We start from the raw sequence: 13,693 nt of genomic DNA, 5'->3' as shown, positions 1-13,693 counted from the left end.
GATTCACGTCCAGTCGAGGACTACTTTGCCCGACTGGCCGGACTTCATCGCGGCGAAGCCTTTCTCGAAATCGTCTACGCCGAAGCGATGGGTGATGATCTGCGAGACGTCGAGCCCGTTTTCCAGCATGGCGATCATCTTGTACCACGTCTCGAAAATCTCGCGGCCATAGACGCCCTTGATGGTGATGGCTTTGAAAACGATGCGGCTCCAGTCCACCGGCGACTTGCCCGGCGGGATGCCCAGCATCGCGATACGCCCGCCCATGGTCATGGCCTCGACCATCTGATCGAGCGCCTGTTGGTTGCCGGACATCTCTAAACCGACGTCAAAGCCCTGTTTCATCTTCAACCGTGGGATAACGTCCGCCAAATTCTCCTCGGCGACATTAACCGTCACCACATCGGCGACTTTTTCCGCAAGCGTCAGCCGCGCAGGGTTCACATCCGTAATCACCACATGCCGCGCGCCCACATGCCGCGCGACAGCGGCGGCCATGATGCCGATGGGGCCCGCGCCTGTGATCAACACATCTTCACCCACCAGATCGAAACTCAGCGCGGTATGCACCGCGTTGCCCAAGGGATCGAGGATCGCGCCGATGTCGTCCGAAATCTCATCCGGCAGCGGGACAACGTTGAAGGCGGGCAGCTTAAGATACTGCGCAAAAGCCCCCTGCTCGTTCACTCCAATACCCCGCGTGGCGGGATCGAGGTGGAATTTGCCCGCGCGGCTTTGACGCGACTGTTTGCCGATCAGATGCCCCTCGCCCGAGCAGCGCTGGCCGATCTCCAGCCCTTCGACGTTGCGGCCCAATTCCACGATCTCGCCCGCGAACTCATGGCCGGTGATCAGCCCCACCGGCACGGTCCCGGCGGCCCAGTCATCCCAGTTCCAGATGTGAATATCGGTGCCGCAGATGCCGGTTTTGTTGATCTTAATCAGCACGTCATCCGGGCCGATTTCCGGCACCGGGGCGTGGGTCATCCACAGCCCCTCGCGGGCATGAAGCTTGGCCAGTGCCTTCATTTCATTCGTGGTCATTCGATCACCCCACAGGCTTTGCCCGCCACTTCAAAGGCTTTCAGCGCCCGGTCCAGCTGCTCGCGCGTTAAGGCTGCGTTCATCTGCGTGCGGATGCGCGCCTGACCGCGCGGCACCACTGGGAAGAAAAAGCCGGAGACATAGACGCCCTCCTCAAAAAGCCGTGCGGCCATGTCCTGCGCCAGTTGCGCCTCGCCCAACATGACGGGCACGATGGGGTGTTCACCGGGCAGCAGGTCAAAGCCCAGCTTCTCCAGCCCGGCGCGCCAGTATTCCGTGTTCTCGAAAAGGCGTGCACGTAGATCGTCGCCTTGCTCCACCAGTTCCAGCGCCCGCATCCCTGCCATGACAATCGACGAGGGCAGCGAATTGGAAAACAGATAGGGCCGCGCGCGCTGGCGCAGCAGGTCGATCACCGCCTGCGGCCCGGCGATATAGCCGCCAATCGCCCCGCCGAGCGCCTTGCCCAGCGTGCCGGTCACGATGTCGACCTTGACCCCGTGATGCGCGGGCGTGCCTGCACCCTTCGGCCCCATGAAGCCGGTGGAATGGCAATCATCGACCATCACCAGCGCCTCATATTTCTCGGCCAGTGCGGTGATCTCGGGCAGCTTCGCCAGATAGCCATCCATGGAGAAGACCCCGTCCGTGGCGATCATAATGAAACGCGCACCGTCTTCGCGGGCCTGTTTCAGCTTGGCCTCCAAATCTGCCATGTCGCTGTTGGCATAGCGGTAGCGCTTGGCCTTACACAGGCGTATGCCGTCAATGATCGACGCATGGTTCAGCGCGTCTGAAATCACCGCGTCCTCCGGCCCCAAAAGCGGCTCGAACAGCCCGCCGTTGGCGTCGAAACAGGCGGCGAAGAGGATCGAATCGTCATGCCCGAGGAAGCCCGCAAGCTTTTGCTCCAACTCGCGGTGGATGTCCTGCGTGCCGCAGATAAAGCGGACCGAGGCCATGCCGAATCCTTTCTCGTCCATCGCCTCTTTGGCGGTGGCAATCAACTCGGGATGATCGGCAAGGCCGAGATAGTTGTTGGCGCAGAGGTTGATAACCTCGCGGTCTCCCACCGCGATCTCACCGCCCTGCGGGGTGGTGATAAGCCGCTCGCGCTTCATCATGCCCTCGGCGTCGATCTCGGCCAGAGTGTCGGTGATGTGGTCCAGAAATGCTTCGGTCATGAGACTCTCCTTTTGAGACTCATCTACCATAGCGGAAGCTATTCCGGAATAGAGGATTTCTTGAATAGCGGATTTTATCCGGTATATCGGATATCAGGCGTCCTGCACGACCAAGAAGGCCCGCACCGGCCCTGCCGTCGCGCGGATGGCGTGCGGCACATCGGCGGCGTAGCGCGCGGTGTCTCCGGCCTGCAATTGCTCGGTCCCCGCGCCGCTTGTGACCTCGACAGCACCTTCAAAGACGCTCAGATGCTCGCGGGCACCACGGGTATGCGGGGCGCTGTCCAACATGCCGCCCTCGGCGATGAGCAGTTCATACACCTCATGGTGCCCGGCTTCTTCGGGCGGGGATAGGATGCGGATGCGACAGCCGGAGCCAAGGTTGTTGATCGTCGGCACTGCCGCACCGCGCAGCACTTCGATCTGCGCTTCGGTTGGCGCGCCATCCAAAAGACCCGCGAAATCCACCTGCAAGGCCCGGGTCAGGTTCCACAGCGTAGCGATGGTCGGGCTCGATTCCCCGCGCTCAATCTGGCTCACCATAGAGCGCGACACGCCCGATAGCTTGGCCACGGCATCAAGCGACAACCCCTGCCCCTGCCGCGCTTCTTTCAGGCGGGCGGGCAGTTGCGTCAGGATCTTGTCATTGTTTTCCGTCATGGCGGATATGTCGCGCGGCGCACTGCCCCTGTCAAGCGGCGCTTTGACGGGACGTTTCGCCTGACAATGGGTCATCTCCGCCTCATAGTGCCGCCAACGGATAGAGGAGAGCTTCATGTCAAACGATATCGTCATCTTGGGCGGCGCCCGCACCGCCATTGGTACTTTCGGCGGCAGCCTTGCCGCGACCCCGCCAACCACCCTGGGCAGCATCGTGGCCCGCGCCGCGATGGAGCGTGCGGGCGTCGATCCGGCCCAGATCGGTCATGTGATGTTCGGCAATGTCATCAACACTGAACCGCGCGACATGTACCTCAGCCGCGTCGCCGCGCGGGAGGCAGGCGTGCCGGACGAAGTGCCTGCGATGAACGTGAACCGCCTATGCGGTTCCGGCGTACAGGCGCTGGTCTCGGCCACCCAAAGCCTCATGCTCGGCGACGCGGATTTCGCCCTTGCCGGGGGTGCCGAGAGCATGTCCCGCGCGCCCTATATCCTGCCCGACGCCCGCTGGGGCCAAAAGATGGGCGATGTCCGCAGCCTCGACATGCTTTTGGGCACGCTGAACTGCCCCTTCGGCACCGGTCACATGGGGGTCACGGCAGAGAATGTGGCGGATGAGCATAGCATCACGCGCGAGCAGATGGATGATTTCGCCCTGCAAAGCCAAGAGCGCGCAGCAGCGGCCATCGCGGCGGGGCATTTCAAGGATCAGATCGTGCCGGTCGACGTAAAGGTCAAGCGCGACATGGTGCCGTTCGACACCGATGAGCACCCCAAGGCGACCACCGCCGAAGCGCTGGCCGGGCTGCGTCCGGTGTTCCAGAAAGATGGACGCGTCACAGCGGGCAACGCCAGCGGCATCAATGACGGTGCGGCAGCACTGGTGCTGGCCCGCGCCGAAGCGGCTGAGGCCGCTGGGTTAAAACCTCGTGCGCGCATTATAGGCTACGCCCATGCTGGTGTGCGGCCTGAGGTGATGGGCATCGGGCCGATCCCTGCCGTGCAGAACTTGTTGAAACGCACCGGGCTGAAGGCCAGCGACTTCGACGTGATCGAAAGCAACGAGGCCTTCGCCAGCCAAGCACTAGCTGTGAACAAAGAGCTGGGCTTTGATCCTGCGAAGGTGAACCCCAACGGTGGGGCGATTGCGCTTGGCCATCCGGTCGGCGCGACGGGGGCGATCATCACCGTGAAGGCGCTTTATGAGCTGGAGCGGATCGGCGGCAAGCGCGCGTTGATCACCATGTGCATCGGTGGCGGTCAGGGCATTGCGATGGCCATCGAACGTATCGCTTAAACCAAGGCGGGGGCCACATGGCCCCTACCCTATAGCAGCGCGTTGATCAGGGCGATTGTGGTGGCCCCGGCAATGCCGGACATCACCGCAGTCGCCGCGATATATCGCCAGAAACGCGGGCGGCGCGGCGGCTGCTCTTCGGCTTGACGGTTCAGCGCCTGTTCGACCAGCCCCGGTAAACGCGGACCAAAGCGGGCCATGACCATCGCCGTGTCGCGCAGATCAGAAACGATCGCGCGCGGCCCTAGCGACTTGGTGATGTAATCGGTCACGATCGGGCTCGCGACTTCCCAAATGTTGATATGCGGGTTGAGCGAGCGGGCCACGCCCTCGACCACGACCATCGTGCGTTGCAGCAAAATCAGCTCGGTCCGGGTTTCCATGCCGAAACGCTCAGTCACTTCAAAGAGATACGTCAGCAACCGAGCCATGGAAATGCGGGTGGCATCCATGCCGAAAATCGGCTCGCCTACCGCGCGCAGGGCGCGGGCGAATTCATCTACGTCCTTGTCAGCGGGGACATAACCCGCCTCGAAATGCACTTTGGCCACGCGCATATAGTCACGACGGATGAAACCATAGAGAATTTCCGCGTACACCCGACGGGTATAGCTGTCGATATGGCCCATGATGCCGAAGTCATAGGCGATGATATCGCCATTGGCCGCGACCTTGAGGTTGCCTTGGTGCATGTCGGCGTGGAAATAACCATCGCGCAGGGCGTGCTGGAGGAAGAGTTGCAACACCCGTTCCGACAGCGCCACGCGGTCGTGTCCGGCGGCATCGAGTGCCGCGTTGTCGCCCAGCGGCAGGCCATCGGCCCAACCCAGCGTCATCACGCGGCGGCCCGAATAATTCCATTTGATTTCGGGCAGTTGAAAGCCGGGATCATCCTTGGTGTTGGCCGCGAACTCGGACGCTGCAGAGCTTTCCAGCCGCAGGTCCAACTCGCCACGCACGACGCCATCGAAATGTTCGATCACGTCCATCGGGCGCAGGCGGCGCGACCCGGGCGAGAAAATCTCGGCCATGCGCGCGGCGAGGTAGAAGGCGTCAATGTCCTTGCGGAAGGCTTTTTCGATGCCGGGCCGCAGGACTTTGACGGCGACCTCTTCGCCGGTCTCGGCCAGTCGTGCATGGTGGACCTGCGCGATGGAGGCGGCGGCGACGGGTTCGCTGAACTCGGAAAAGATCGCGTTGACCGGCTCACCCAACTCCTGCTCGACCACCCTGCGGGCAAGCGCTGATTCAAAAGGTGGCAGCTTGTCTTGCAGCACGCGCAATTGCACCGCCAGATCGTCGCCCACCACGTCAGGCCGGGTCGACAGCACCTGACCAAATTTGATGTAGGCCGGGCCAAGCGCCGTCAGCGCGCGGGTGGCGGGCGGCATGGTCGGGTCGCCCTTGTAGCCCAGCCATTTGAACGGCAGGCCGAGGGCGCGGGCGACGAAACGCAGCGGCGGGGAGGCGTCAAAAGCATCCAATACCACATTCATCGCGCCCGCGCGTTCCAGCGTCGCGCCGGTGCGGATCAGCCGCCAGATGTTGTGAGGTCCGCGCATCAGAGTTTCCAGCCCGAATGCAGCGCCGCGATCCCCATGGTCAGGTTGCGATATTTTGCCTGCCCAAAGCCCGCCGCGCGGACCATCGACAAGAAGGTCTCTTGATCGGGGAAGTTACGGATCGATTCGACCAGATATTGATAGCTGTTGCGGTCACCCGCGATGGCCTGTCCCATGCGCGGGATCACGTTGAAACTGTAGAGGTCGTAGGCTTTTTGCATTGCTGGGTTGGGCAGTTGGCTGAACTCCAACACCATCAGACGGCCACCGGGGCGCAGCACGCGGTAAGCCTCGTTCAGCGCCTCTTGGGGGCGGGTCACGTTTCGGATGCCGAAGCTGATCGTGTAGACGTCGAATGTGTTATCGGGAAACGGCAGCGCCATCGCGTCGCCCACCACCCAATCAAGGCTGCCGGTCAGGCTGTCGGCCTCGGCTCGTTTGCGGCCTTCGACGAGCATCGGCTCGGTGAGGTCAAGAACCGTGGCATGACCGTGGCCCGCGCGGCCTAGAAATTTGAAAGACACATCGCCGGTGCCCCCCGCCACATCGAGCAACTTCTGACCGGGACGCGGGGCGAGCCAATCCATCATCGCTTCTTTCCAGACGCGGTGGATCCCCATGCTCATCACATCGTTCATGATGTCGTATTTGCTGGCGACGGAGTTGAACACACCCTGCACGCGACCTGCTTTTTCATGCTCGGGTACGGTCTCGAACCCGAAATGGGTGGTTTTGTCGGCGTCCTGGGTCATCTGCTCTTGCGATCCTCTGGTTCAGTCCCTTGTTATAGGGTGCCGTAGGCTGGGGACAATGCGTGCCTTTTGTCACAGGCAAGCCAGAGGGGAAACCGAGATGCCGGAACTGCCAGAGGTCGAAACCGTCCGCCGAGGGCTGGCCCCCGCGATGGAAGGGCAAGTGATCGCCCGGGCCGAAGTCAACCGCCCCGATCTTCGCTGGCCCTTCCCCGAACGGATGGCCGAGCGGTTGACCGGGCAGCGCGTCGGCCTGCTGCGACGACGGTCGAAGTACATTTTGGCCGATCTGGAGGGTGGGGAATCGCTGCTGGTGCATCTGGGCATGTCCGGGCGGATGCTGGTCTCGGGCGACCCTCTGGGGCAATTTCAGCACAACCACCCCGCGCCGGAAAAACATGATCACGTCGTGTTGCATATGGGTAACGGTGCGCGGATCACCTTTAACGACCCCCGCCGTTTCGGCGCGATGGATCTGATGCCCACCGCCGGGGCCGAGACGCATAAACTGCTGGCCTCGCTGGGACCGGAACCCTTGGGCAATGACTTTCACGAAGCGCATCTGGTGGCAAAGCTAAAGGGGCGCAATACACCGATCAAATCCGCCCTGCTGGATCAGCGGATCGTGGCGGGTTTGGGAAATATCTATGTCTGCGAAGCGCTTTACCGGGCGGGCATTCACCCGGCCCGCAAGGCCGGGCGTATCTCGGCCACCCGGATCGCGGGGCTGGTGCCGATCATCCGCAACGTGCTGGCCGATGCGATCGAGGCGGGGGGATCGTCCTTGAAAGACTTCCGCCAAGCCGATGGCGAATTGGGCTACTTCCAACATAGCTTTGATGTCTATGGGCGGGAGGGCGAACCCTGTCGCAGACCGGGTTGTGACGGCACCATCGGGCGCATCGTACAAAGCGGGCGGTCTTCCTTCTATTGCCCCCGCTGCCAAAGATAACTTGAAACATGGTTGCCGCGTGGTATGCACATTCCCCTGAGCGCAACAACAAAGAGCATTCTTGATGGCTTACGAAACGATCACCGTGGACGTGGACAACCATGTGGCCCTGATCACCCTGAACCGCCCGGATGCGCTCAATGCGCTCAACGACGCGTTGCTGGGTGAATTGGCCAAGGCGCTGAAAGGCGCGCAGGAAAACGACAAGGTGCGCTGCATCGTTATTACCGGCTCGGAAAAGGCCTTCGCTGCCGGGGCCGACATCGCAATGATGCGCGACCAAAGCTTTGTCGACGTCTTCATGGGGGATCTCTTTACGCCCGAGACCGATCAAATCCTGCGGGTGCGCAAGCCGATCATTGCAGCCGTGTCGGGCTATGCCTTGGGCGGTGGCTGCGAATTGGCGATGATGTGCGATTTCATCATCTGTTCGGAAAGCGCCAAGTTCGGCCAGCCTGAGATCAACCTTGGCGTTGTAGCGGGCATCGGCGGCACCCAGCGTCTGACGCGCCTTGTGGGCAAGTCCAAAGCAATGGACATGAACCTGACGGGCCGCTTCATGGATGCCGAAGAAGCGGAACGTTCGGGCCTCGTCTCCCGCGTTGTGCCGGTGAAAAAGCTGATGGAAGAAGCCATGGCCGCCGCTGGCAAGATCGCCGAGAAATCCATGATCTCGGCCACCGTGGTCAAGGAATGCGTCAACCGTGCCTATGAGGTGCCGCTGAGCGAAGGCCTTCTGTTTGAACGCCGCATGTTCCATTCGCTGTTCAACACCGAAGACCAGAAAGAGGGCATGTCGGCCTTCCTTGAAAAGCGCGAAGCGCAGTTCCGCGACAAATAAGCGATTCCAGTGGCGCGGCTTGCATTGCCGCGCCTGCTGTCTTATAGGCAGCTCCAATACATGCGCGTGCAGCCCGCTCTGGCTAGAATCACCTGCCCTTTTGGGGCCCGGATTTCCGGTAGGGTTGGCGTCACGCATTGCTACGCAACAAAATGAACCCGAAGGCTGATACTCATGGCAAACACAACACAATCCGCAAAGCGCGCACGTCAAAACGAGAAACGTTTTGCGATCAACAAAGCCCGTCGTTCGCGCATCCGCACCTACCTGCGCAAAGTCGAAGAGGCGATCACCTCCGGTGATAAAGAAGCCGCAACCGCCGCTTTGAAAGCCGCCCAGCCCGAGCTGATGCGCGGCGTCACCAAAGGCGTTTTCCACAAAAACACCGCTTCGCGCAAAATGTCGCGTCTGGCCGCACGGGTCAAAGCACTGGGTTAATCCGGCCCCCCAGCCAACCCTTTGAAAGACAAGAGGCGCCGCATTGCGGCGCCTTTTTTCGTGCGGGTGCAGCGAAAAAAACACGCCAGAGATTCTTTTCAGGCAATCTCTGAGTCAAGATGGAAGATATGTTGAAGCGGACCGGAAACACTTGCTACCAAAGGTCCAGCGATTCATTTCGCTTGGGGGGACAGGCCCTGAACAAGGTGTCAGCCGACTGGCAGAATGCCAAGTTTAGGGGGGTGCAAGTGACCGTGTAAAAACGGCCCCGCGCACTGTCGTGAATGCTGCTGCCAGCACGTTTACCCTGTCGATGAGAACACGAACGGTTCGTTCAGCGCCTCTTGCGCCGTTTTACGGCGCATCAGGCTTATGGGCTTGCCATTCTTTTAAAGTCCGAAGGACACAGGTCGGTCATCCGCGTGGGACCGGGTGGATGACCTGTTGCCGGGTGAAACAATATTGAGGGCCGGGATCCACTCGGCCTCTGTGCGAAAAGCAAAGCGGGACGTAAGGCACGATGACATTAGATCACTGGGGCGAGATCAAAGAGCGGCTTCTAAAGACGGTGGGGCAGAACAACTACACCACCTGGATTGAACCGCTTGTGCCCGGCGCTGTTGAAGACGGAATCGTGACACTCAAAGTGCCGACAAATTTCTTCGGGAACTACGTCAGCCAGAACTTCTCGGATCTGATTCTGCATGAGATCAACACGGCGGGCACCGATGCCACCCGTTTGAACTTTGCCTTGAATCAGCAACCCAGCCCTGCCGCCGAAAAGCCTGCCCCGGCTGCGCGTCAGACCACGGCTGCCGTGAAACCCGCCGCCAACACCCAGCTGAGCACCGCCCCGCTTGACCCGCGCTTCAGCTTTGACAATTTCGTCGTCGGCAAGCCCAACGAACTGGCCCACGCTGCCGCCCGCCGCGTCGCCGAAGGCGGGCCGGTCACCTTCAACCCGCTGTTCCTTTATGGCGGCGTTGGTTTGGGTAAAACGCACCTCATGCACGCCATCGCGCGCGAATTGCACGAACGTAAGCCTGAGATGAATGTGCTCTACCTCTCGGCCGAGCAATTCATGTACCGTTTCGTTCAGGCGCTGCGCGACCGCAAGATGATGGACTTCAAAGAGATCTTCCGTTCGGTCGATGTGCTGATGGTCGATGACGTGCAGTTCATCGCGGGCAAAGACTCAACGCAGGAAGAGTTCTTTCACACGTTCAACGCGCTTGTGGACCAACACAAACAGATCATCATCTCTGCCGACCGCGCACCGGGGGAGATCAAAGACCTCGAAGACCGCGTCAAATCGCGTCTGCAATGCGGCTTGATCGTTGACCTGCACCCGACGGACTATGAACTCCGCCTCGGCATTCTGCAAAGCAAGGTCGAAGTGCAGCGCAAAACCTATCCGGACCTCGAAGTGGCCGATGGCGTGCTGGAATTTCTGGCGCATCGCATCACTTCGAACGTGCGTGTCCTCGAAGGCGCGCTGACCCGGCTCTTTGCCTTCGCCTCGCTCGTGGGCCGTGAGATCGACATGGGTCTGACGCAGGACTGTCTGGCCGATGTGCTGCGCGCCTCCGAGCGCAAGATCTCGGTCGAAGAGATCCAGCGGAAAGTATCGGATCACTACAACATCCGCCTGAGCGACATGATCGGCCCCAAGCGCCTGCGCAGCTATGCCCGCCCGCGTCAGGTAGCGATGTATCTGTGCAAGCAGATGACCAGCCGCTCCCTGCCCGAAATTGGCCGCCGCTTTGGCGGGCGCGACCACACTACCGTCATGCACGGTGTGCGCCGGATCGAAGAACTCAAGGTCTCGGACGGGCAGATCGCCGAGGATCTGGAACTGCTGCGCCGGGCGCTCGAATCCTAAGCTGAGCGGCCTGAGGGGTTGTCCTCAGGACACGGTTAAACAGCGATCGGGGGCGCAGCTTGCGCCCCTCTTGCATTCACTTAAACAAAGCCACAAAAGTTCTTGTGTAAGCGTGGGAACCGGGTAGTTTGCCTCTCCCGGCAATCGGTATGGGAGAAGGCATATGAAATTCAGCATCGAACGCGCGGCACTGCTCAAGGCCGTTTCGCAAGCCCAATCCGTGGTCGAGCGCCGCAACACCATTCCGATCCTCGCCAACGTGCTGATCGAGGCCGAGGGCAGCGATGTCTCCTTCCGCGCCACCGATCTGGATATCGAAGTGGTCGACAAGGTCGCCGCGCAAGTCGAACGCGCCGGTGCCACCACCGTCTCGGCCACGCTGCTGCATGAAATCGTACGCAAACTGCCCGATGGCGCGTTGATCAGCCTAACCGCCGATACCGCCGCTGGCCGTCTGACTGTTGAAGCGGGCCGCTCAAACTTCTCGCTGGCGACCCTGCCGCGCGAGGACTTCCCCGTGATGGCGTCCTCGGAATATGCCTCGAACTTCGCGGCCCCTGCCCCGGTGCTGCGCCGCCTGTTCGACAAGTCGAAATTTGCCATCTCCACCGAAGAGACGCGCTATTACCTGAACGGTGTCTACCTGCATATCGCGGACGCCGAAGGCGGCAAGGCGCTGCGCTGCGTGGCGACCGATGGTCACCGCCTCGCCCGGATCGACGCCGAGATGCCCGAGGGCGCATCCGAGATGCCCGGCGTCATCGTGCCGCGTAAGACCGTGGGCGAGTTGCGCAAGCTGCTGGATGATGACGAGATGGAAATCGCGGTGTCCGTGTCGGAGACCAAGATCCGCTTCGCCACCCCCGCCATCACCCTGACCTCCAAGGTCATCGACGGCACCTTCCCAGATTACACCCGCGTGATTCCACAGGGAAACACCCGCAAGATGGAAGTCGACGCCGCCGATTTCGCCCGTGCGGTGGACCGTGTGGCAACCGTGAGCTCCGAGCGTTCGCGCGCCGTAAAACTGCAACTGGACGAAGACCGTCTGGTGCTCTCGGTCAACGCGCCTGACAGCGGTGCGGCGGAAGAAGAGCTTGCCGTGGCCTATGCCGACGAGCGGCTGGAGATTGGTTTCAACGCGAAATACCTGCTTGAGATCGCAAGCCAAGTGGACCGCGAGAACGCCGTTTTCCTGTTCAACTCCTCTGGCGACCCGACCTTGATGCGCGAAGGCAATGATACGTCGGCGGTTTACGTCGTCATGCCGATGCGCGTGTGAGTTGGGCGGGAATTTTTGAAATTCCCGCGCCGTTTTCTTTCAAAGAAAACGGGGTCTGAATGGCGCAGCTGTATCTTTCCAACCTCGGCCTCTCGCATTTCCGCTCGCACCGCCGGGCGGTGATCGACGTGGATGCGCGCCCCGTCGCGCTCTATGGCCCCAATGGCGCGGGCAAGACCAATATCATCGAAGCGATCTCGCTGCTGTCGCCGGGCCGCGGGCTGCGCCGCACCAGCGCGCAAGATATGGCACGGCGGCCCGAGGCTTTGGGCTGGAAGGTGACCGGGCTACTGCACGGCCCCACGGTGCTGCATGAGGTCGACATCTGGTCCGAAGCAGGTGCCGCGCGGCAGACCAAGATCGACGGCAAGGCCGCCGCCCAAACGGCGCTTGGTCGCATTGCCCGCGTGCTCTGGCTGATCCCCGCCATGGACCGGCTTTGGATCGAAGGCGCCGAGGGACGGCGACGGTTTCTTGACCGGGTGACGCTTTCGATGCTGCCCGATCATGCGGACCTGTCGCTCAGCTACGAGAAAGCCATGCGCGAGCGCAACCGGCTGCTCAAGGACATGGTGCGCGAGCCCGCGTGGTATACAGCGCTTGAGACCCGCATGGCCGAAACCGGGGCGCAGATTCACGCCAATCGTCTACAGGCGCTGGCTGCCCTTGAGGCGGCGCAGGCAGAGGCCCAGACCGCTTTCCCCATCGCGACGCTGTCGCTGCTCAACGACATGCCCGGGAGCGCCGATGCCCTGCGCGCCGCGCTCTCGGACAACCGCATGCGCGACCTTGCCGCCGGGCGCACGCTCATCGGCCCGCACCGCGCCGATCTGGAGGGTACCTATGCCGCCAAGGGCATCGCCGCGCGGGACTGCTCCACCGGAGAGCAGAAGGCGCTGCTTGTCTCACTCATCCTTGCCAATGCCCGCGCGATCGCCGCCGACTACGGCGCGCCGCCGCTGCTGCTGCTGGACGAGGTCGCCGCCCATCTCGACGCGAGCCGCCGCGCGGCGCTTTACGACGAGATCACCGCCCTTGGGGCACAAGCGTGGATGACCGGCACCGGCCCTGAACTGTTCGAAAGCCTAGGCGCGCGGGCGCAATATGTTGAGGTCACCGAAGAGGACGGCGTTTCGCAGGTGGAGCGGCAACCGTGACCCTTACCCCCGCCGATCTGCTGCTTTACTGCGGCGCGCTCTTGATCCTGTTCCTCACCCCCGGTCCGGTTTGGCTGGCAATGATGGCGCGTGCCCTTTCGGGCGGGTTTCAGGCGGCATGGCCGCTGGCGCTCGGTGTGGCGATTGGTGACATGCTTTGGCCATTGGTGGCGGTGCTGGGGATCACATGGATCGTATCGGCATTTGACACGGTGATGGAGGTGCTGCGCTGGACCGCGGCGCTGGTGTTCATCGCCATGGGGATCGGCCTGATCCGTCAGGCAGGTGCGCAGATCAGCACCGACAGCCGCCTCACCCGGCCCGGGATGTGGTCTGGTTTCGTCGCGGGGCTGGTGGCGATCCTTGGCAACCCCAAGGCGGTCCTGTTCTACATGGGCGTCCTGCCCGGCTTCTTTGATCTGCGCCAAGTCACCGGCCCCGACATCGGGCTGATCCTCGCCGCCTCGGTCATCGTGCCGCTTATTGGCAACCTTGTGATCGCGCTGCTGGTGGGCCGCCTGCGCGGCTTTCTGACCGCCCCGCGCACGCTGCGGCGGATCAATCTGATCTCGGGCGGGATGCTCATTTTCGTGGGGCTGATCATCCCCTTCACCTGACACAAAATCTTGTGTCATTCGCGTG

The 13,693-nt window shown here is 61.8% G+C and carries 13 protein-coding genes; 8 read left to right on the top strand and 5 right to left on the bottom strand.

Annotated elements, in window-relative coordinates:
- Positions 1 to 3 precede the first annotated feature (3 nt).
- The 3 genes from tdh to O4H31_RS02390 form a co-directional block, all read right to left on the bottom strand.
- Entirely contained in the window at positions 4 to 1,044 is a 1,041-nt protein-coding gene (gene tdh, locus O4H31_RS02400) for an L-threonine 3-dehydrogenase (protein WP_269342430.1), read from the bottom strand.
- Positions 1,041 to 2,228: a glycine C-acetyltransferase gene (locus tag O4H31_RS02395; RefSeq protein ID WP_269342429.1), complete on the bottom strand. Its 1,188-nt coding sequence runs from the start codon at positions 2,226 to 2,228 to the stop codon at positions 1,041 to 1,043. Before O4H31_RS02395 ends, tdh begins: the two co-directional genes overlap by 4 nt.
- A 93-nt stretch (positions 2,229 to 2,321) precedes the next feature.
- Positions 2,322 to 2,888, bottom strand: a complete 567-nt coding sequence (locus O4H31_RS02390; protein WP_269343006.1) for a helix-turn-helix domain-containing protein — start codon at positions 2,886 to 2,888, stop codon at positions 2,322 to 2,324.
- A gap of 115 nt (positions 2,889 to 3,003) precedes the next feature.
- On the opposite strand from O4H31_RS02390, the gene O4H31_RS02385 reads away from it, so the two are divergent.
- On the top strand, positions 3,004 to 4,185 hold the full coding sequence (locus O4H31_RS02385; RefSeq protein ID WP_269342428.1) for an acetyl-CoA C-acyltransferase family protein: 1,182 nt from the start codon (positions 3,004 to 3,006) through the stop codon (positions 4,183 to 4,185).
- A 29-nt stretch (positions 4,186 to 4,214) separates the two neighbouring features.
- Here O4H31_RS02385 and ubiB read toward each other — a convergent pair whose 3' ends face one another.
- The gene (ubiB, locus tag O4H31_RS02380; protein ID WP_269342427.1) at positions 4,215 to 5,747 is read right to left on the bottom strand and encodes a 2-polyprenylphenol 6-hydroxylase; all 1,533 of its coding nucleotides are present in this window, start codon (positions 5,745 to 5,747) and stop codon (positions 4,215 to 4,217) included.
- Complete coding sequence (gene ubiE / locus O4H31_RS02375) at positions 5,747 to 6,499, bottom strand: bifunctional demethylmenaquinone methyltransferase/2-methoxy-6-polyprenyl-1,4-benzoquinol methylase UbiE (RefSeq protein ID WP_269342425.1); 753 nt, start codon at positions 6,497 to 6,499, stop codon at positions 5,747 to 5,749. The genes ubiB and ubiE overlap by 1 nt, the downstream gene beginning before the upstream one ends.
- Before the next feature lie 100 nt (positions 6,500 to 6,599).
- On the opposite strand from ubiE, the gene mutM reads away from it, so the two are divergent.
- The 7 genes from mutM to O4H31_RS02340 all read left to right on the top strand — a co-directional run bounded on the left by mutM (position 6,600) and on the right by O4H31_RS02340 (position 13,668).
- Positions 6,600 to 7,451 carry a bifunctional DNA-formamidopyrimidine glycosylase/DNA-(apurinic or apyrimidinic site) lyase gene (gene mutM, locus O4H31_RS02370; protein WP_269342424.1) on the top strand — a complete coding sequence of 284 codons (852 nt, stop codon included), beginning with the start codon at positions 6,600 to 6,602 and terminating at the stop codon, positions 7,449 to 7,451.
- 64 nt (positions 7,452 to 7,515) lie between these two features.
- The gene (locus O4H31_RS02365; RefSeq protein ID WP_067622966.1) at positions 7,516 to 8,292 is read left to right on the top strand and encodes an enoyl-CoA hydratase; all 777 of its coding nucleotides are present in this window, start codon (positions 7,516 to 7,518) and stop codon (positions 8,290 to 8,292) included.
- Between the two features lie 174 nt (positions 8,293 to 8,466).
- Positions 8,467 to 8,730: a 30S ribosomal protein S20 gene (rpsT, locus tag O4H31_RS02360; RefSeq protein ID WP_067622964.1), complete on the top strand. Its 264-nt coding sequence runs from the start codon at positions 8,467 to 8,469 to the stop codon at positions 8,728 to 8,730.
- A 520-nt stretch (positions 8,731 to 9,250) separates the two neighbouring features.
- On the top strand, positions 9,251 to 10,612 hold the full coding sequence (gene dnaA / locus O4H31_RS02355; protein ID WP_132443922.1) for a chromosomal replication initiator protein DnaA: 1,362 nt from the start codon (positions 9,251 to 9,253) through the stop codon (positions 10,610 to 10,612).
- A 163-nt stretch (positions 10,613 to 10,775) separates the two neighbouring features.
- Positions 10,776 to 11,894, top strand: coding sequence for a DNA polymerase III subunit beta (gene dnaN, locus O4H31_RS02350; RefSeq protein ID WP_269342415.1), 1,119 nt, complete (start codon positions 10,776 to 10,778; stop codon positions 11,892 to 11,894).
- 59 nt (positions 11,895 to 11,953) lie between these two features.
- Positions 11,954 to 13,051: a DNA replication/repair protein RecF gene (gene recF, locus O4H31_RS02345; RefSeq protein WP_269342414.1), complete on the top strand. Its 1,098-nt coding sequence runs from the start codon at positions 11,954 to 11,956 to the stop codon at positions 13,049 to 13,051.
- Positions 13,048 to 13,668, top strand: a complete 621-nt coding sequence (locus O4H31_RS02340) for a LysE family translocator (protein ID WP_067627029.1) — start codon at positions 13,048 to 13,050, stop codon at positions 13,666 to 13,668. Before recF ends, O4H31_RS02340 begins: the two co-directional genes overlap by 4 nt.
- The last annotated feature ends 25 nt before the right edge of the window (positions 13,669 to 13,693 follow it).

Origin of the sequence: Sulfitobacter dubius, from assembly GCF_027214245.1 — a bacterium.
In the GTDB taxonomy this organism is placed as follows: Bacteria; Pseudomonadota; Alphaproteobacteria; order Rhodobacterales; family Rhodobacteraceae; genus Sulfitobacter; species Sulfitobacter dubius_A.
The sequence above is the reverse complement of the archived record's forward strand: the minus strand, read 5'-3'. Positions and strand labels throughout refer to the sequence as shown.

Bases quoted from the DNA above. Each gene is read 5' to 3' on its own strand.
- tdh (WP_269342430.1), bottom strand. From the start codon at position 1,044: ATGACCACGAATGAAATGAAGGCACTGGCCAAGCTTCATGCCCGCGAG.
- O4H31_RS02395 (WP_269342429.1), bottom strand. From the start codon at position 2,228: ATGACCGAAGCATTTCTGGACCACATCACCGACACTCTGGCCGAGATC.
- O4H31_RS02390 (WP_269343006.1), bottom strand. From the start codon at position 2,888: ATGACGGAAAACAATGACAAGATCCTGACGCAACTGCCCGCCCGCCTG.
- O4H31_RS02385 (WP_269342428.1), top strand. From the start codon at position 3,004: ATGTCAAACGATATCGTCATCTTGGGCGGCGCCCGCACCGCCATTGGT.
- ubiB (WP_269342427.1), bottom strand. From the start codon at position 5,747: ATGCGCGGACCTCACAACATCTGGCGGCTGATCCGCACCGGCGCGACG.
- ubiE (WP_269342425.1), bottom strand. From the start codon at position 6,499: ATGACCCAGGACGCCGACAAAACCACCCATTTCGGGTTCGAGACCGTA.
- mutM (WP_269342424.1), top strand. From the start codon at position 6,600: ATGCCGGAACTGCCAGAGGTCGAAACCGTCCGCCGAGGGCTGGCCCCC.
- O4H31_RS02365 (WP_067622966.1), top strand. From the start codon at position 7,516: ATGGCTTACGAAACGATCACCGTGGACGTGGACAACCATGTGGCCCTG.
- rpsT (WP_067622964.1), top strand. From the start codon at position 8,467: ATGGCAAACACAACACAATCCGCAAAGCGCGCACGTCAAAACGAGAAA.
- dnaA (WP_132443922.1), top strand. From the start codon at position 9,251: ATGACATTAGATCACTGGGGCGAGATCAAAGAGCGGCTTCTAAAGACG.
- dnaN (WP_269342415.1), top strand. From the start codon at position 10,776: ATGAAATTCAGCATCGAACGCGCGGCACTGCTCAAGGCCGTTTCGCAA.
- recF (WP_269342414.1), top strand. From the start codon at position 11,954: ATGGCGCAGCTGTATCTTTCCAACCTCGGCCTCTCGCATTTCCGCTCG.